This window comes from Paenibacillus sp. FSL R5-0470 (assembly GCF_037975205.1).
Classification (GTDB): domain Bacteria; phylum Bacillota; class Bacilli; order Paenibacillales; family Paenibacillaceae; genus Paenibacillus_AQ.
The window spans coordinates 4,714,268-4,732,681 of sequence record NZ_CP150238.1 but is presented as its reverse complement, the minus strand read 5'-3'; the positions used below and the strand labels follow the sequence as shown (position 1 = coordinate 4,732,681).

Sequence of the window (18,414 nt, the reverse complement as noted above, 5' to 3'; positions counted from 1 at the left end):
CTCCCCCCACACATCCTAGGCGGATTTTGCTCGAACAACATATTGAAACTTGTCCTTACTGCGCGGCTGAATGGTCTCTGTGGCAAGAGAGTAGCCAGCTTATGCATGATTTGAAAGAAGAGATTAGTGAAGAGCGTGCAGAAGTTATAAATGTTAAAGTTATGGAGCGGATTTATCTAGAGAGTCCTTGGTTGATGCCAGGGGATGGGAAATCCGCAGGGACATCTGCCATTGTTCGTCATAGGCTTAGTCTCTGGATCGCTTGCTTCCTGGCGGTATTTTTGTCTAGTGTTCTTTACTTTACTATGTTTAGAACACCTGCAGATATCACTGTGGCTCAAAGTGGAATTGTAGAGACTGGCGTTGCTGGCTCTATGGAATGGACTTCTACATATCCCATTTTAGGCTCTGAAGGTGGGATTATTGAACCGCTTGTAGTAAATATGGGACCTACTCATCCTCAATATTGGATGATGTTATCCATGCTTGGCGTGGGTTTTGCAGTGTTTTCGTTAACCCGGCTGAATCGATATCGCAGATCATAAAGGGTCTATTGATATATGACTTAGCTATTGCAGTATATAATAGTGTTAAGAACGATGTAGGAGTCCCTTTATGTAAAGATAAGGGGCTTTTTTGTATTCTAATACGCATAAAAGAAGACTTTTTATTTCATCCATGTTACATTAAGAGACAAATACTTGGGTGAAAAGGGGGAGGCAATATGCTAATCGGCTTGATACGCCATGGATTGACGGACTGGAACGCAATTGGAAAGATACAGGGGCAAAGTGATATTCCGCTTAATGATGAAGGACGGATGCAAGCTGCTATGCTTGCTGACCGCTTATTACAAGAACCGTATCGCTGGGATTATTGCATTACAAGTAATCTTTCCCGGGCAGCAGAGACAGGCAAGATCATCGCTGATAAATTAAATGTACCGTTGCTTGATCCTGATGATCGGATCCGGGAACGTGCCTACGGGCAAGTAGAAGGGCTTACTGCCGCTGAGCGTGAAGAGAAGTGGGGGAAAGATTGGAGTCAGCTTTCACTTGGTCAAGAAACTGACGAACAGCTTCAAGCACGTGCACTTGCCTTTATGGAGGATATTTCTGCGCAGCATCCCAATCGGAACATACTAGTTATATCTCATGGAGGGTTCCTCGCTCAACTGTATACTGCATTTTACAAAGATAAGTATTCTGAGCGAATTGGGAATTTATCCCTGACAATTTTGGAGAAGAAAGAACGGGAATGGGACCCTATTCTATATAATTGTACTCGCCATATCCTGCAAAATCAGCGTTAACCCGTGCATCGGGTTATTTTTTTTGCGCAAAGGGGAATAAAAAGGGCTGTATTTCCCATAATGGTAGTAAAACGGTGAGGCGATAAAACATGAATCTGGCGGATATGCTCACTTATGCAGATATTGGACAGCTGACCGCCATAGCGGGACGCTACCGGTGTGAATGCAAGCAGAATTCCAAACATGACTTGATCCAGAGTATTTTGATTATGCTTGGAAGCAGAAGTTTTATGGAGTCTCATATCCGGGAATGTGCTCCGGAGGATCTACGGTTTCTGAATACATTACTTTTTGATGAACGCAGCTACTTTAGTCTGGAAGATTTGTTGGCTGTAGCTAGACAGGCTTCTTTTGATGCTCCAGAAGGAAAGACCGGAGGCTTCCGAGAAATGGTTTCTCGTTTCAAAAGCGGAGGCTGGCTCTTTAGCGGTTCCTCCCAGCAAACCAGATACTTGTTCCAAGTGCCTAAAGACTTGAAAGAGCGCTTTCGTGAGACGATGAGCGCACATATCAAGGATAAGGTTGCGGTTAGCTCTGAACCAGCCATGTATCGTAATGAAGGAGAATTGTTATTAAGTGATCTGGTTATGCTTCTGAGATATATCAAGGAAAATGAGCCAGAGCTTAATCAGGAAGGGGCAATGTATAGGCGGTATCAGCAAGGAGTGATGAATGCACTTCATATTCCGGAGGATCTTCTTAGCAAAGGCGGCTGGAGATTTGGTTATGGTAGGGCATGTGAGCATTATCCGCCTAGATTAGCGCTCCTGTATGATTATGTTCGTCATCGCCGCTGGATCACTGAAGAAGGTTTTCGGCTAAGGCTTACGGCGATAGGAGAGGCAGTGTTAGCCGATGGGAAATGTGACTCGTTGATGCAGATATTCTCTTTTTGGTTAAAACTATATAAGGGGGCTGTACCAAACCTGCCTTCACTTGTGTATTGGGTAAGCATTAGTGCTGGGAATTGGGTGAGCGTACCTTCATTAGTGGATGGTATTGGGTGGTTAATTAAACCGTTCTTTTATGACAATGCTGCCTCGATTCTGGAGCAACGAATTATTCGGATGATGGTGCACCTTGGGATGCTTAAATTAGGGGAGACTACTGCTGGTCTCACTGTGATGATGACGCCGTGGGGGATGGAGATAGCCGTACCTAAACATCTATAGTAGTATGAAGGCATACAAGCAAATGCTTATGGGGATTACATACGTAGATGAGGACTTCGCTTTGGTTGTTGATAGGAACAATAGATGAAGTATTGATCAGAATGGGTAAATATGTAGAACGTAGACAGGATTGTTGAATATGATTTAGTAGGTGCCGTCACTTTTGAAACCGAAAACAAAATCATCTTGATGGATATCAAAATATTAAAGTAATAAGGATCTCTTAAACAGCGGAGGTGTATCGAATGGACAAAATGAAGGCTACGTACGAAGTGATGCTAGGACTTGCGGCAGAAATGGTGTGGGATGAAGCGCTGCGAAAGCGTCGCTCCGACATCTTGCACCGTGAGATTGACACGGCGCTGGCTACAGGAGATAAATTGGCTTTTCGAAATCTTACAGAAGAACTTAAAAGTTTGGCATAAAGAAATGCGCTTAGCGCATTTCTTTTTTTATTAAATAGGTACCTGTTCAACTCACTTTCTGTATCAATTAGAGGTGAAGGAAGACGGGGGAAAATCTAAATCTAGACGTTTGTCTTCCTCTTTCAATATAATGGGATTTATAACATCGGGCAAATTTGTGAAAAGTGGATGCGAATAAGGATCGCAAATAGGGAGATGACATTAATGAAATTTAGTGATTTTGAAGTTGAACAGTGGGAAGAAAATCGAAAGTTCTATGATACATGTCTCATACCTTTTACAGGATTAAGTGGGTCCGAGAGTCCCCCTGAGACGGTTCAAGCATTAGAAAGATTACGTGATTTTATGGATTTGGTGGAAATACCGTTTAAGGGACGGATTGTAACTTACCCGGCGATTCAGTATGGAGGGGAAGGATATTTCGATCTAATTAATGAGGTTTGCCGAAAAGTCAAATCCAGTGGTTTCCAGTATGCCGTGGTGTTAACAGCAGATATAGCACTTCTGGAACAAGAAATTTTTGAAAGCGATTTAGTACTCTCTCTGCCTATCATTGAGGGCTCTCTGGAAGGTAAGATTAATAGTGATATTGGGATGAAAATTCAAAAGATGTGGGGACGGTGAGTCTCTTTTAAATGTGACAGAAAATCAACAATTGTAAGTGAAAATCACTTTTTGGCCTGTCACAAATTAGACAATATTCTTGACGGGTTTTAGTGCCTAAGCTATTATTAGGTTGAATCGAAATGGTATGTGATGTATTTCATTGAAAAGATTTGAAAACGGATTATTTATAGTAAGGCATCTCTGATCGGACACCTTAGATACTTTCTTATATCTTGAGAAGGGGGTTATATAACAGTATGAGCAGCCATAATGATCAACAGGATATTTGGCCTGAACAACCACCCAGCCGTAAAGAGATGTCGCGCAGGCAATTTTTGACCTACACGCTAGGTGGCGCTACTGCTTTTATGGGGGCAGGTACAATTCTCCCAATGGTCCGTTTTGTCGTGGACCCAATATTACATAAGAAGGGTGCAGGTGATTTTATAAAGGTTGCTGAAATTAGCAAAATCACCGAAGAGCCCCAAGAGTTTACGTTTGAATTGAAACAGAAAGACGGATGGTACGACAGCACAGCGACGCTGACTGCGTGGATCCGTAAAGACGCAAAGGGTGATATTTATGCGCTTTCACCCATTTGTAAACATTTAGGATGTACGGTTGGGTGGAACAATGATAAGGCACATCCGGACGAGTATCACTGTCCTTGCCACGGTGCGCGTTATACCAAACTCGGCAAAAATCTCGAAGTAGCTCCAAAACCGCTTGACCAGTATAAAACGAAATTTGATAACGGGTGGGTTCTTTTGGGTGATATTGTGCCTAATACAGTAGCTAGTGAGGAGGCGTAGGTTCTAATGTTTAAAAATGTCTATAACTGGATTGACGAACGTTTGGATGTTACGCCAATTTGGAGAGACGTGGCCGACCACGAGGTTCCTGAGCATGTTAACCCGGCCCATCACTTCTCTGCGTTTGTGTATTGTTTTGGCGGACTGACCTTTTTTATTACAGTGATTCAGATCTTATCGGGTATGTTCTTAACGATGTATTATGTTCCAGATATTATCAATGCTTATGCAAGTGTTGAGTATTTACAATCTAGTGTTGCCTTTGGACAAATTGTTCGCGGAATGCATCACTGGGGTGCAAGTCTTGTCATTGTTATGATGTTCCTTCATACGATGCGCGTCTTCTTTACAGGCTCTTATAAAGCTCCGCGTGAGATGAACTGGGTAGTTGGAATGCTCATCTTCTTCGTAATGTTGGGGCTTGGTTTAACGGGTTACTTATTGCCTTGGGATAATAAAGCTTACTTCGCGACTAAAGTAACACTCGAAATTGCTAACTCTGTTCCAGTGATGGGACCCGTATTGAAAGAACTTATGCAAGGCGGTACGATTGTTGGTGCAGAAACGTTGACTCGGTTCTTCGCACTTCATGTATTCTTCCTCCCAGCGGTGCTTCTTAGTCTGCTCGTAGGACACTTTATTATGATCCGCAGACAAGGGATTTCTGGACCGTTGTAAGTTAATCTGAGAGAGGAGGAATACGGATGGCACATGGAAACAATTCTAAGGAAAAGGTTGTATATGTCGGTGATACCAGAGTTCGTAAAGGCAATGGATTTATCACACCTCCAGACTATTCAGCCTATCCTGGTAAATCGGAAGCCTTTATCCCTAACTTTCTACTGAAAGAATGGATGGTTGGCGTCGTTGTACTTGTAGGAATATTAGTGCTTACTATTTCTGAGCCAGCGCCGCTAGGGTTTCCAGCGAATGCGAGTGCTACGGTTATCCCAATTCCTGACTGGTATTTCTTGTTTCTCTATCAGTATTTGAAGCTTCCTTATGCTTCAGGTGATTATATCGTTCTGGGTACATTAGGTGTAACCGGTGTAGCTTTTGGTTCACTTCTTTTAGCACCATTTCTTGACACGGGCAGAGAACGTCGCTTCTATCGTAGACCGATCGCTTCATCTTTGATGTTCTTATCGCTAGCGGCGATTGTGTACTTAACAAATACCGCTTGGACGGAATACAAACATGAAATGGCTGAAACTGGTCAAATTCCTGAAGATGTTCAACGGGAAGAGAAGGCGGCAGAGAATAGGGCGAAGGGGCTTCCAACCTCGAGTGCAGTTAAGGCAAAGGAAGTAGCGATTGTAGATAAGGATGATCCGGCTATGGGGCTGTTTAAGCAAGCTACTTGCATCTCTTGTCATGCGGCGGATTTGAAAGGGGCAGGCGGGCCTTCACTTCGCGGTGTTGGGGACACCCATGATAAAGAAGCAATCCTTACTATTATAAAAGAGGGTCAAGGACAGATGCCGAAGATGTATGATATTGCTCTGGGAGCGGGGCTTTCGGATCAAGACATTGATGCCTTGGCAGACTGGCTTGCCAAACAAAAAAGCGAACAGTAAAATAAAAATAACGCAAAACCTGATCGAAACTGCGGTCAGGTTTTTGTATGTCTAAATGTAAAGTTGCCACTACTTGGGAGGTTAATGATCTGTATGTCCGTTCTTGATAAACTGTTTAAGCACCGAGGAATCATTTGGTTGTTATTTATTGTGAATCTTCTCGGTACCATTTATGGCTACATATGGTATGGCAATCAATTGGAGTTCACGGCGGCTAACTTTCCGCTTTGGTTGCTCCCGTTTGTTCCAGATAGTCCAACCGCGAGCCTGTTCTTTACCTTGGCGCTGTTGCTAATGCTCTTTCCTCCAAAAAGCTATACGGGAAACAATGTAAGGGAGCTTATTGAGGCGTTAGCGGTTGTGACGTCTGTGAAGTATGGGATTTGGGCAGTAAGTATGATTTTTGCTGGAGGTTATCAAGGAGATATTCTAGTTTGGAAAGACTGGATGCTGGTGATCTCTCATTTGGGGATGGCGGTAGAAGCTTTGATCTATGCACGATTCTTTTCTTTCCGCAAAATGATTCCGCTAGCGCTGTTCTGGACCCTTGCTAACGATATGCTGGACTATTCCTATGGAATATACCCATGGTTACCTTCTGTACTGAATGATGATGTCACACAGGTGCAATATTTCACGATGGCGCTTACGGTGTTTAGTGTAATTGTTGCTTGGTTGTTTAGTAGTAGACAAAGACCTGTAGACTCTATCTATCAGTTTAAGAACAGGTTCTAGTAAGCGGTTCTAACCCTTGTCCGCCTGCCATACATTTAGAATTATAAGAAGTATAAGTTTTATACTATACTTTATCCTTATAATTTTACGAGAAACGATTATCGTCTAATAAAGACGACAACGTCGTTTCTTCTTAGGTAGGAGGGGGATGTCTCATGCTCCGAGGGAGATATTATGTGTTGGTTATTCTAGTGTTTTGCTGGTTACTGACCAGCATGAATGTTGAAAAAGCTTCAGCAGTGCAAGGGAATGCTGTTGAAGGTTCTGGCAAGGTTTCGAAGCAAAGCGCCGACGTTAGTTCGGGCAACGGTTTGACAGTGATGAGCGGAAAGACTGGAGCACAGCAGCTAGAACAAGCCGCTGAGGCATTGTATGGGTATGTCTTGGAAGGGGATGTGATGAAGGTCCGACAAGAGACCGAAGAGATCTCTAGGATCATAGTGTCCTCTTCTTTTGAAGGAATGACCTCTGTAGAGGGCATTAATGCGTTGTCAGGGGTCATTATGGACCTGAAGGCTGCTGTGGCAAGTGCAAAAGTATCTCAGCAGCAATTGGAGGCTACAGCTACCAGGTTACGATTAGCTGCCAACAGTTTGAATCAACCCGGACAACCCATTTGGCTTCAGTATTATAAGCTAATTCGCGAGGATTTAAATGCGATGGAGCAAAGTGGTGCTACAAATGATCTGGCGGGATGGAAAACGGCTGTAGAGAGGCTACAGGGCAGGTATGAAAATATCCGGCCAGCGGTGATCGTCTCTCGGAAACCTGAAGTTGTAAATGCATTTGATTCTTGGCTCTCATATGCCGCAGGCATTCCTTCTTCCTCACAAAAAATCGAACGGGCCCGATTGCTTGAAATTGTGTCTTATGGTCAGGATACTGTGCGGGTAATGTTCGGAAAAGAGAAGGATGAGCCGGCTTTGTCAGTACCCCTGGCCTCACAAGAATTTGGGATTTGGGGAGGACTAGCCGCAGGGTTTATTATCGCTGTATTAGCTTATGCGGGTTATCGTAAGTATCGTGGAGAGAATCAGAACTTCAAACCAATTTAGTGGAATGGTTATATAAATAACCAAAAGGAGCGGGGGACTCTTCCCCGCTCCTTTTTTAACGAATCAAAACTTATATATTTGGGGCCCCCGCAAAGTACCTGAGTACGTATCGAAGCAAGGCCCCACTTTGTGGGGATATTTTATGTTTCTCTGAATCCCTCGCCTTGTACGTCGTGCACATCGCTAATAATTACGAACGCGTGTGGATCAATCGATTTGACCAGTAAACTAAGACGGCGAATTTCCTGCCTTGAAACTACACAGTACACCATATGTTTGGCTTGCTTAGAATACGCACCGATTGCAGGGATGAGTGTTACACCTCGTTCTAGTTCAGCAGTTATTAGATCAGCAATTTGGGGTGCCTCATCACTAATGATTGTAAATGCTTTGGCGGCATAAGCGCCTTCCTGGATAAAATCGATGACACGCGATGCGATGAACACTGCAACGAGTGTGTATAGAATTTTTTCTTTGGGAATATAGAAGATGGAAGAGCCGATAATGAAAATGTCGATGGCCAGAATAATCTGCCCCATACTCCAGCCGAAATTCCGTCCCAGAATTCTTGCCACAATGTCTACGCCACCTGTAGTGCCACCAAAACGGAACACAATCCCAAGCCCGGTTCCAAGGGTTACCCCTGCGTATAGTGCAGCAAGAATAAAGTCATGTTCGGTACTGAAAGGGACAATCCATCCAGCAGAGATCAATCTTTCGAAGATCCACAAGAAAAGGGACAAAGATCCGATTCCTACCCCTGTGTATACAATTTGGCGGCCGCCTAGGACTTTCCAACCGAGCAGAAACAATGGGAGATTGATTAGCAGGGTTGTTAAAAAGATTGGAATGTCAAAGGCATAATTAAGCAGCAGTGTGATTCCCGTTACGCCGCCTTCCATTAATTGACTGGGAATGATGAAATACAGTAGTCCGAATGCATATACTGCGGTTCCGAGCATGATAGGGGCAACTGTTTTGCTGATTGAAATTACCTTGTTTGAATTCATGGAATCCCTCGTTAGGCCTTGTTTAGGCAGTTTTTCTTTTCCTATAATAAGTATACCTTTTCTTGCGGGTGTTAAAATATTCAAAAAAGATTTGTCTTCAAAACGTCTTTACGATAACATAGGGGCAAACAGAAGGCAAGATATACAGAGGGGGCAAAGATACATTTTATGGACAAAAGTCTTGGTGACATTCAGCGTGAAGTAGACGCTTATATATCGCAATTTAAAGAAGGGTACTTCAGTCCGCTGTCTATGTTAGCCCGCATGTCCGAGGAAGTCGGAGAGTTGGCGCGGGAAGTCAATCATGAATTCGGTGAGAAGCCGAAGAAGTCTGATGAAGCAGAGAATTCTATAGAGCTTGAACTGGGAGATATTTTGTTTATTACTGTTTGTTTTGCAAATTCTCTAGGGATTGATCTGACTGAAGCACATAATAAGGTCATGCATAAGTTTAATACCCGAGACGCTGGTCGTTGGACACCAAAAGACACCGATTAGGCCTCTATAACATATGCTGTACCAAACGAACGGGATTTAGCCGTGAGGATGGTGAGGATATGGATCAAAGGGATTATGTAAGAGAAGCCTATCGCTCTATATTGCGTAGTGACTTTGCAGAAGCTATTGTATGCTTTGAAGCCGCGATTGCAGCAAGTCCGGCTGATGCTGAAGTCAGATATCGTTGTTCCATAACGTATGCCCGCAGTGGTATGCTAGATAAAGCTTTAGTTCATGCTCAGGCGGCTATGAAGTTAGATGGCAGCAAACCTGAGTATAGTCTACATCTACAGCATCTTCAAGCTATGATGCATGTACAGGAAGCTAAGCGGTTGATAGAAGATGAAGATAACAAAACTCGTAACCCGTATCATCCGATTACGCTACTCAAAGAGGCCATCACCCTTGATCCATTATATGGGGATGCTTATGTATGGCTTGCCATCGCACATAGTCGGGTGAATGAACATATGCAGGCTATGGCCGCCTTGAAAGAAGTGATTTCTTTACATCCGGATGATTCTGGCTTGCGAGAATTAATGGTAGACCTTCAGAAATCCATACAATCGTATATGCAGTAACTATATAACTAGTGAAAGCGAGGATGAAAAGATATGAGCAACAAGATCAGAGTTATCGTATCCGGAGCAGGCGGGAGAATGGGTAAAGAGGTTGTTAAACTTGTGCTGCAGGACGAAGAGTTGGAGCTAGCGGCTGCGGTAGATCGTTCAACGATGGATATCGATGCAGGCCGTCTAGTAGGTCTCGAAGACTCAGGAGTTATTGTAACTTCAGATCTTGAGGCTGCCCTCGCGGGAAGCAATGGAGATGTTGTGGTCGATTTCACTACACCACAATCCGCGTATATGAATACAGTGCTAGCCATTAAATATGGAGTGCGTCCGGTTATCGGTACAACCGGATTCACACCGGAGCAAATTGTGGAACTGGACAAGCAGTGTCAAGACCGGGGGATAGGTGGACTTATTGCTCCAAACTTCTCTATAGGGGCTATTCTGTTGATGAGATTTGCGGCTCAAGCTTCAAAATACTTTCCGCATCTGGAGATTATCGAGTATCATGGTGACCAAAAACTGGATGCTCCATCCGGGACTGCAGTCAAAACAGCAGAGATGATTTCAGAAGTACGGGAAGAGCTTCGTCAAGGAAACCCTAAAGAAGAAGAAACGATTGAGGGTGCGCGTGGGGGTTACTATAATGGATTCCGGATACATAGTGTCCGTCTTCCTGGTGTGTTTGCCCAAGAAGAAGTGATTTTTGGTGGGTTCGGACAATCCTTAAAAATCCGGCATGATTCTTATGAGCGAGCAGGCTATATGCCAGGCGTTAAGATGGGTATTCAAAAGGTTATGGGATATACTGGATTGATCTATGGATTTGAGCACTTTATAGAATAGACAGGGGAGAACACCATGTTAAAGATCGCATTTATTGCACATGATCGTAAAAAAGATGAAATCGTAAATTTTGTATTAGCCTATGAGCATGTATTTGTAGGTCATGAACTATTTTCTACGGGGACTACTGGCCAACGGATCATGGATGTGACTAGCTTGAAGATTCATCGCTATATGTCAGGACCATTGGGTGGAGATCAGCAAATTGGGGCAATGGTAGCCCAAGATGAATTGGATCTTATTATTTTCTTGCGCGACCCATTAATGGCACAGCCACATGAACCAGATATTACAGCTTTACTTCGTCTATGTGACGTATATGGTATCCCTGTAGCAACGAATATCGCAACAGCTGAGGTGCTTGTGAAGGCGATTGATCGCGGTGACTTTGCTTGGCGTGAACTCGTCCATAAATACAAACCAGGTGTTGATGAATGAAGCTGGACATTCTTGTATTTGGGGCTCATGCGGATGATGCGGAGATCGGAATGGCAGGTACGATTGCGAAGCATACCGCTGCAGGACTAAAAGTAGGTCTGTGCGATTTAACAGCTGCGGAAATGTCCTCAAACGGTACTGTAGAGCTACGCAAGGAAGAGGCACAGCAAGCTGCTGATCTGCTTGGCGTGTCTGTGCGGACGAATTTGGGTTTATCTGACAGAGGGCTGTTTATAACAGAAGAGCATGTGGCCGCTGTGACAGCCGAAATTCGCCGGTTTGCTCCTGCGATTGTTTTTGCTCCTTATTGGGAAGATCGTCATCCGGATCATATTGCGTGCAGTAAGCTAGTAGAAGAGGCTGTTTTTAATGCTAAACTACGTAAATATATGCCGGACAAGCCGGCAGTTCCGGCTCCACAGCTGTTTTTTTATTTTATAAATGATTTAGGACGTACGGATCTTATTGTAGATGTTACTAAACAATATGGGCTGAAGGAGCAGGCGTTGTCCTGCTATCGCTCCCAGTTCACCAAGCCGCTCGGTGCCGATGCTGTATCCACACCGCTAACGGAAGGTTATATTGAACGTGTTCGTTCCAGAGACATGTTGCTTGGACAGCGGAGACTTATTCCCTATGCGGAAGGATTTGCAACAAAAGTTCCCTATGCAGTAGATCTGTTTACTGAAGGGGATCAAACTATATAAGGTATAGAAGGGGACGGAATATGGATCGTTTGAAAATAGGCATCACTTGTTATCCGTCTCTTGGCGGCTCAGGCGTAGTAGCGACTGAATTAGGAAAACTCTTGGCCGAGAAGGGACATGAAGTTCATTTTATTACACACAGCATTCCGTTTCGGTTAGGGAAATTCCAGAAAAATATATTTTATCATGAGGTAGAGGTTAATGATTATTATGTATTTAAATATCCTCCTTATGATTTAGCACTTGCTACGAAGATGGCTCAGGTTGCCAAAATGCAGAATTTAGATCTGTTGCATGTTCATTACGCCGTTCCGCATGCTGTTTGTGCTTTCCTTGCTAAGCAGATGCTTGGTAATGATATAAAAGTTGTAACGACTTTGCATGGCACTGATATTACGGTACTTGGACAGGATGAATCGCTAAAAGATCTAATCCGTCTTGGAATTAATGAAAGTGATGCCGTAACAGCCGTATCGAAGGATCTCATTAGAGAAACACGAGAAGTGCTGGATATTACGCGCCAGATCGACCTCACTTATAACTTCGTTGATCATCGTGTCTATTATCCACGGGATGTATCGAATCTGCGAGAAGATTTTGCTTCTCCTGAGGAGAAGATCTTGATGCACATCAGTAACTTCCGCCCAGTTAAAAGGGTAAGCGATGTTGTCGATATCTTTGCTAAAGTGAATCGTGAAATCCCTTCACGTCTGCTGCTTGTTGGCGAAGGGCCAGATCTTCCTAAGATTCAAGCTAAGATCAGTGAAATGGGTCTGGATGATAAAGTCCGCTTCTTAGGAAGACAGGATGAGATTGCTCAAGTTATTTCGTTGGCTGATCTTCTTCTGTTACCTTCTGAGAAGGAAAGCTTTGGTCTGGTCGCCCTGGAAGCGATGGCCTGTGGTGTTCCGACTATAGGTTCTCAAACCGGAGGCATTCCGGAGCTCATAGAACATGGCAAGACAGGATTCATTGCTCCAATTGGTGATACAGAAACTATGGCGAAATATGCAATCAAACTCCTATCGGATGATCGCATGGTGGAGCAGTTCAGACAAGCTTGTCTGGAAACGGCCTGCAAAGATTTCTGTAAGGATTCGATTACAAGTCAGTATGAGGATATATATTACCGTGTGCTCGGGCGCAAGGTACCTAGACTGGATACAGTCAGGGGGTAAGGAGTTCGTAATGAAATGGAAAATGGCGCCATCTGCTATGGCTCTTGCGGCGGAAAATGTAATTTCTGAGCTAACGCAAAACGGCCATGAGGCTTTTTGGGTTGGAGGCTGCATTCGCGATGAGCTATTGGGTAGGCCAGTGCATGATATGGATATTACAACTTCAGCAGTGCCGGAGGAAGTGATAGCCATTTTCGCACGCAGTATTCCGACAGGGCTAGCACATGGGACGGTCACTGTGCTTCAGGATGGGCATGGATTTGAGGTGACGACATACCGAACTGAAAGCGGCTATGTCGATCATCGTCGTCCGGACCATGTTGAATTTGTTAGTGATGTGAAGGAAGATCTTCGTCGTCGTGATTTTACGATTAACGCGATATGCTGCGGGCTGGGTGGAGAAATGATTGATCCCTTCGGAGGCGAGAAGGATCTAGCTCTCCGTGTGATCCGCTGTGTGGGTGATGCAGAGGAACGGTTCGATGAGGATGCGCTTCGCATGCTTCGCTGCGTTCGTTTCGCATCGGTGCTGGATTTCTCCATCGCGAAGAACACATGGAGGGGCCTGATGCGTCAGCGAGATAAGCTGGCGCATATTGCTGTGGAGCGTGTCCGCGCGGAGCTGGACCGCATCGTAGAGGGGCCGCATCCTCGGCGCGGCCTTGCTATGCTCGCGCGCTGCGAGCTGCTCGCGCGCGGCAAAGCCCCGTTCCCCTGGACCGGAACCGATCTGGCGGCTGCTGCCGCCTTAACGGCCGGGATAGGGGAACTGGAGAGCGCCCACCTGCGGTGGGCGCTTCTCCTCCATGCCCTGAAGCAGTCGGCCCAGGAGGCCGATGAGCTGCTGCGGGCATGGACGTTCTCTGGGACGACGCGTACCAGCGTCGTCCAGGTGCTGCGGGTCCGCGAAGCTTGGACCGCTGCCCTGGAGGCTGTGCCGCCGGGGGAACCGGGCGGCACGGATCTACTGCGGCGGCGCTGGATCGCCGCCGTGCTGACCTTCGGCGTGGAAGCCGCCGAAGGGTGGCTCTCGCTGCTGGCGATCCTGCCAGCAGCTGCCCTTTCCGCTGCGAATCAGCCAGCGGACTCGGAAGTCTCACCCGCTGTCAACACCCAAGCGGTCTCAAAAGACTCGCCCGCTATCACCGCCCCAGCGGTGCCTGCAAGAGAGTGGATCGCACAAATGCCATTGAAGAGTCTCTCGGAGCTTGCTGTTACAGGCAATGAGTTGGCGGAAGCGCTTGAGAAACGTCCAGGACCTTGGCTTGGCAATATGCTGAGTGCACTTCTGCAGGCGACTGCTTCGGGAGATCTTCTTAACAATAAACAAGAATTGCTGCTTGAAGCAAAAAGGATGGATGGACATGAGCTATGAAAAAGCGCTGTCGCTAACCGGGTTGAAGCAGGAAGCTTCTGATTCGAATTGGCTAGACAGAGTTCAGCTCCTGGAGTCTGTCGTATCTACTCAGGAGGAAGCCAAACGATTGGCGGAAAACGGTGCGCCAGAAGGAACAACCGTAATCGCTGAAGAACAGACCGGAGCTAGAGGGCGAATGGGTAGAAAATGGTTTTCTCCTCGTGGCAAAGGCATTTGGATGAGTATTGTATTGCGTCCGAAGTTACCTTTGATACAGACTCCTCAGTTAACACTGCTTGCTGGGGTTGCTGTCTGTAAGGCAATTCGCCTTGTAACCGGGGTAGACGCCGGGATTAAATGGCCAAATGATTTGCTTGCGGGCGGTCGAAAGATATGTGGAATTTTGCTCGAGTCTTCGCTAAGAGAAGGAGAGCTTCATTATTGCATCGCCGGGATTGGAATTTCTGCGAACTTGACTGAAGACGATTATCCTGATCATCTGAAGGAAGTAGCGACTTCTCTTCGGATTCAGCGGGGCGGTGTCCCTATTGACCGTTCGGAGCTGGTAAGAGTTGTATTGAATGAGTTAGAGCTGCATTTCAATCTATACATGGAACAAGGTTTTAAACCTATCAAAGAGCTGTGGGAGTCGATGTCAGTTACTTTGGGTCGCCAGATCGCTCTGAATAGCCCTCAGGGACGATCTGAAAGTGTTGTGGTAGGTTTGGATGAGTTAGGTGGACTAATCCTTAAAAACAGCGCAGGAGAGATTTCTAGCGTATGCTCAGGTGAAATCGAGCTTTTATAAATCTTTTTTATATGACAGGGTGTCATCCCCTGTCATATTTTTTTCGTGTATTTCCGAGTCCTTTTTGTTATACTATGGGGCAGAGGCGGTATCGTTTTGCGAACTGTACTCCTGATCTGATGAACTTATAATGGTTTTATTATTGGAATCACCTTCATAACTGCGTTAGACGGTTACGTTGGATTCTGCTCTGAGCCGTAAGGACCGAGACAGAAGGGACGATCGCGAGTGACTCTTTTTTGCCCTTCGGACCTTTTTAGCAAATCGTTGCTAAAAGGTTTTTTTGTTGCGATTTTTACGGGGATGTAATTTCAAAAAGGAGGACGAAGAGAGAAATGGCAAACAAACAAGCACTTAATATTGTGAAAATGAAAAAAATGAAAGCAGATGGTGAGCGGTTAAGCATGCTGACTGCTTATGATTACCCATCGGCTCTACTTGCTGAAGAAGCCGGTATCGATCTTATTCTGGTGGGTGACTCCCTGGGAAATGTGGTACTTGGATATGATACAACTTTACCTGTTACGATTGACGATATGGTCTACCACACTCGTTCGGTAACTCGGGGCGCACAAAAAACATTCATTGTGGCAGATATGCCATTTATGACCTACCACGGAAGTATAGATGAAACCTTGCGGGGTGTGCGCAGACTGATGCAGGAAGGGCGGGCTCATGCCGTCAAAATGGAAGGCGGTCTCGAAATTTGTGAGACAGTTACTGCGGTTGTAGCTGCGGGAGTTCCTGTGCTGGGGCATATTGGACTTACACCGCAATCGGTAAATATGATTGGCGGCTACCGCATTCAAGGTAAGGACGCCAAAGATGCAAAACGTCTGATGGATGAAGCTAAGGCCCTTGAAGCAGCAGGTGCTTTTGCAGTGGTACTGGAGCTGGTGACAGAAGAAGTGGCACAAGCAATTTCTGAGGCACTGAGCATTCCGACCATTGGGATTGGTGCAGGTCGTTATTGTGATGGACAGGTATTGGTTTTCCATGATTTGTTGCGTTATGCCTCACCCTACCGTGAGAAACGTTTTGTCAAAACCTACGCGGATGTGGGTAGCCTGATTCGTGAGGGTATCAGCCAATATGTGCAAGAAGTGAAGAATCGCTCGTACCCAGATGAAGGTCATGTTTTTAAAGCAGATGAAACCGTTCTGGAATCTTTATACGGCGGTGCCGGAAAGGATGGGGAATAAGATGAGAGTCGTCAGAAGCATTAAGCAACTGCGCGAAGCTTTGGAATATATGAGACAAGGTGGGCATACCCCGATTGGGTTTGTTCCAACCATGGGATACCTGCATGAAGGACATGCCAGTCTGCTTCGGCGGGCAGGAGAAATGAGTAACACGGTCGTTATGAGCATATTTGTGAACCCGCTGCAGTTCGGACCGAATGAGGATTATGATTCCTATCCGCGCGATGAAGAGCGTGATTTGGAGCTTGCGGAACGCGAAGGTGTCGATATTGTATTTATCCCCAGTGTGGAAGAAATGTATCCGCAGCCTACCCGGACTACTGTCTCGGTATCAGAGCTTACCACTCGACTTTGTGGGGCTTCGCGTCCAGGGCATTTTAATGGCGTAACAACAGTTGTTAATAAACTATTCAATATCGTGCAGCCAGATTATGCTTTCTTCGGGCTAAAGGATGCTCAGCAAGTAGCTGTGCTCCGCAGAATGGTATCTGATTTGAATATGAATGTTGAAATTGTACCTTGCCCTATCGTTCGTGAAGGAGATGGACTTGCACTTAGCTCGCGTAACGTATTCTTATCTCCAGAGGAACGTTCTCAAGCACTGGTGTTATCTCGTTCCTTGCGTGAAGCACGTCAGTCCATTGAAGAAGGAAAAGTAACAACCGTTGCTGAAGTGCGGGAATTGTTGACCTCGGTTATTTCCAACTCTCCTTTGGCGGTCATTGATTATGCGGAAATACTGACTTTCCCTAATCTGGAAGGCTTAGAGAACGAAGTTTTATTAACGGATGTAAATGGGGAGATTATTATAGCGCTTGCCGTGAAGTTTGGCAGAACGCGATTAATTGACAATAATGTATTTATTCCAAAGGAGGTTGCCGCTCTTGTTTAGACATATGATGAAATCCAAAATTCACCGCGCGACGGTGACAGAAGCCAATTTGAATTATGTGGGAAGTATTACCATTGATGAGAACTTAATGGAAGCGGCAGATATTCTTGAAAATGAAAAAGTGCAGATCGTGGACAACAATAATGGTTCACGGTTAGAAACCTATGTTATTCCAGGGCCTCGCGGCAGTGGTGTGATCTGCCTAAATGGTGCAGCTGCACGTCTTGTTCAACCGGGAGATACAGTAATTATTATTTCGTATGCGATGCTGTCTTCGGAAGAACTGGAATCGCATAAACCAACGGTGGTATTCGTGGATGAGAACAACAGACCATTGAAGCTGGCTGATCATGAATTGCATGCTACAATCGCTTAATTTATGGACTTACGCCATGTAATGAATGGCAGGGATGAAAGACCCCGTTCTCGCAGAAAATGAAGTCAGGCAAGCTGAACTGATTTCATCTTCAGTAAGGGGGGATAGCCCATGTTTCAACATTTGTTTGCTGAAATGAACAAGGTGCTTCAGGAGATCGTTACAGATTACCCTACAGCGGAGGGTGCCCGCCGGAATGAGCTTTTATGCAATTATAATATGCTGCATCGACTTAGTGATAAAGTGATGGATGAATGGCTGGCCTTTGCAGAGAAGCTAAGTCACTTTCGTGAAAGTGTAGATTTTACGACTGTGGTTGAAGAGGAAGTGCCAGAGCAGGAAGCACCCGAGCTGTGCATGGATACTTTTGTTAGAGGTCAAGGGTATTATAAGCTGCTGATGTATGGGAAATGTATTGAACAGTTTAAGGAAGTTATTGTGCAATATCCGGATAGCTTGGCTGCTCGATTATATTTAGCCATCTCTTACCTGCAGGAAGGGGAGGGGGAAGCTGCTTGGAGTCATCTGAACCATATGCTCGGTTTGATACGGGAAACCAAGCTGAAGGCAATGGTTTATAACGCTTTAGGTTGCATCAGGGCCTCTCAAGAACGGTTCAATGAAGCGCAGGAGCTGTTTGGCCTTTCTTTGCAACTTGACCCGGCACTTCCTGAACCAACCGTTAATTTGGAGGTTTGCCGCCGCCGAGGAGGTAAGCTTCATTTCGGAAATCAGCTTGTTTCATTATTGTAAATTATTACGTTTACGGTTTATTATTCCGCATTTTCATTCAAGCGATGCATCCCCTGAACCAGTGGTGTGCATCGCCTTTTTTC

General features: G+C 45.3%; 23 protein-coding genes. 22 read left to right on the top strand and 1 reads right to left on the bottom strand.

The genetic code is table 11. From position 1 onward, the window contains the following. Nucleotides 1-26: 26 nt before the first annotated feature. The 10 genes from MKY99_RS20945 to MKY99_RS20900 all read left to right on the top strand — a co-directional run bounded on the left by MKY99_RS20945 (nt 27) and on the right by MKY99_RS20900 (nt 7,694). Nucleotides 27-545, top strand: coding sequence for an anti-sigma factor (locus MKY99_RS20945; protein WP_143764071.1), 519 nt, complete (start codon nt 27-29; stop codon nt 543-545). Between the two features lie 179 nt (nt 546-724). Then, complete coding sequence (locus tag MKY99_RS20940) at nt 725-1,312, top strand: histidine phosphatase family protein (protein ID WP_339266168.1); 588 nt, start codon at nt 725-727, stop codon at nt 1,310-1,312. Nucleotides 1,313-1,401: 89 nt separating this feature from the next. Further along, entirely contained in the window at nt 1,402-2,484 is a 1,083-nt protein-coding gene (locus tag MKY99_RS20935; protein WP_339266166.1) for a hypothetical protein, read from the top strand. Between the two features lie 245 nt (nt 2,485-2,729). Further along, nucleotides 2,730-2,909, top strand: a complete 180-nt coding sequence (locus MKY99_RS20930) for an IDEAL domain-containing protein (RefSeq protein WP_042129535.1) — start codon at nt 2,730-2,732, stop codon at nt 2,907-2,909. Nucleotides 2,910-3,113: 204 nt separating this feature from the next. Beyond that, complete coding sequence (locus tag MKY99_RS20925) at nt 3,114-3,533, top strand: DUF2487 family protein (RefSeq protein ID WP_339266165.1); 420 nt, start codon at nt 3,114-3,116, stop codon at nt 3,531-3,533. Between the two features lie 239 nt (nt 3,534-3,772). After that, on the top strand, nt 3,773-4,327 hold the full coding sequence (locus MKY99_RS20920; RefSeq protein WP_042190144.1) for a ubiquinol-cytochrome c reductase iron-sulfur subunit: 555 nt from the start codon (nt 3,773-3,775) through the stop codon (nt 4,325-4,327). A gap of 6 nt (nt 4,328-4,333) precedes the next feature. Further along, complete coding sequence (locus MKY99_RS20915; protein ID WP_042129529.1) at nt 4,334-5,005, top strand: cytochrome b6; 672 nt, start codon at nt 4,334-4,336, stop codon at nt 5,003-5,005. A 26-nt stretch (nt 5,006-5,031) separates the two neighbouring features. Continuing rightward, nucleotides 5,032-5,904 (top strand): menaquinol-cytochrome c reductase cytochrome b/c subunit, encoded by an 873-nt coding sequence (locus MKY99_RS20910; protein ID WP_042190142.1) that lies wholly within the window; start codon nt 5,032-5,034, stop codon nt 5,902-5,904. A 93-nt stretch (nt 5,905-5,997) separates the two neighbouring features. After that, nucleotides 5,998-6,639, top strand: coding sequence for a DUF1405 domain-containing protein (locus MKY99_RS20905; protein ID WP_256716306.1), 642 nt, complete (start codon nt 5,998-6,000; stop codon nt 6,637-6,639). A gap of 155 nt (nt 6,640-6,794) precedes the next feature. Beyond that, on the top strand, nt 6,795-7,694 hold the full coding sequence (locus tag MKY99_RS20900) for a sporulation protein YpjB (RefSeq protein WP_339266164.1): 900 nt from the start codon (nt 6,795-6,797) through the stop codon (nt 7,692-7,694). Nucleotides 7,695-7,834: 140 nt separating this feature from the next. On the opposite strand, the gene MKY99_RS20895 is transcribed toward MKY99_RS20900, so the two are convergent. After that, a complete protein-coding gene (locus MKY99_RS20895) occupies nt 7,835-8,704 on the bottom strand; it encodes a YitT family protein (RefSeq protein ID WP_042190138.1) in 870 nt (289 codons plus the stop codon). Between the two features lie 168 nt (nt 8,705-8,872). Between MKY99_RS20895 and MKY99_RS20890 the strand changes: the two genes are divergently transcribed. From MKY99_RS20890 to MKY99_RS20835, 12 genes are all read left to right on the top strand, one after another. Beyond that, a complete protein-coding gene (locus MKY99_RS20890) occupies nt 8,873-9,202 on the top strand; it encodes a nucleotide pyrophosphohydrolase (protein WP_036676271.1) in 330 nt (109 codons plus the stop codon). A gap of 59 nt (nt 9,203-9,261) precedes the next feature. Then, a complete protein-coding gene (locus tag MKY99_RS20885; RefSeq protein ID WP_042190136.1) occupies nt 9,262-9,783 on the top strand; it encodes a tetratricopeptide repeat protein in 522 nt (173 codons plus the stop codon). A 33-nt stretch (nt 9,784-9,816) separates the two neighbouring features. Then, nucleotides 9,817-10,620: a 4-hydroxy-tetrahydrodipicolinate reductase gene (dapB, locus tag MKY99_RS20880; protein ID WP_339266163.1), complete on the top strand. Its 804-nt coding sequence runs from the start codon at nt 9,817-9,819 to the stop codon at nt 10,618-10,620. Nucleotides 10,621-10,635: 15 nt separating this feature from the next. After that, nucleotides 10,636-11,058 (top strand): methylglyoxal synthase, encoded by a 423-nt coding sequence (locus MKY99_RS20875; protein WP_042129517.1) that lies wholly within the window; start codon nt 10,636-10,638, stop codon nt 11,056-11,058. Next, nucleotides 11,055-11,765 (top strand): bacillithiol biosynthesis deacetylase BshB1, encoded by a 711-nt coding sequence (gene bshB1 / locus MKY99_RS20870; protein WP_339266161.1) that lies wholly within the window; start codon nt 11,055-11,057, stop codon nt 11,763-11,765. The genes MKY99_RS20875 and bshB1 overlap by 4 nt, the downstream gene beginning before the upstream one ends. A 20-nt stretch (nt 11,766-11,785) precedes the next feature. Further along, complete coding sequence (bshA, locus tag MKY99_RS20865) at nt 11,786-12,943, top strand: N-acetyl-alpha-D-glucosaminyl L-malate synthase BshA (protein ID WP_339242685.1); 1,158 nt, start codon at nt 11,786-11,788, stop codon at nt 12,941-12,943. 10 nt (nt 12,944-12,953) lie between these two features. Beyond that, entirely contained in the window at nt 12,954-14,318 is a 1,365-nt protein-coding gene (locus MKY99_RS20860; protein WP_339266159.1) for a CCA tRNA nucleotidyltransferase, read from the top strand. Then, nucleotides 14,308-15,108, top strand: coding sequence for a biotin--[acetyl-CoA-carboxylase] ligase (locus MKY99_RS20855; protein WP_339266157.1), 801 nt, complete (start codon nt 14,308-14,310; stop codon nt 15,106-15,108). Before MKY99_RS20860 ends, MKY99_RS20855 begins: the two co-directional genes overlap by 11 nt. A 335-nt stretch (nt 15,109-15,443) precedes the next feature. Continuing rightward, on the top strand, nt 15,444-16,310 hold the full coding sequence (gene panB / locus MKY99_RS20850) for a 3-methyl-2-oxobutanoate hydroxymethyltransferase (protein ID WP_076284579.1): 867 nt from the start codon (nt 15,444-15,446) through the stop codon (nt 16,308-16,310). Nucleotide 16,311: 1 nt separating this feature from the next. Further along, nucleotides 16,312-17,202, top strand: coding sequence for a pantoate--beta-alanine ligase (panC, locus tag MKY99_RS20845; protein WP_076299588.1), 891 nt, complete (start codon nt 16,312-16,314; stop codon nt 17,200-17,202). Continuing rightward, complete coding sequence (panD, locus tag MKY99_RS20840; RefSeq protein WP_339266154.1) at nt 17,195-17,578, top strand: aspartate 1-decarboxylase; 384 nt, start codon at nt 17,195-17,197, stop codon at nt 17,576-17,578. The genes panC and panD overlap by 8 nt, the downstream gene beginning before the upstream one ends. A gap of 111 nt (nt 17,579-17,689) precedes the next feature. Further along, nucleotides 17,690-18,331, top strand: a complete 642-nt coding sequence (locus MKY99_RS20835; protein WP_042190119.1) for a hypothetical protein — start codon at nt 17,690-17,692, stop codon at nt 18,329-18,331. The last annotated feature ends 83 nt before the right edge of the window (nt 18,332-18,414 follow it).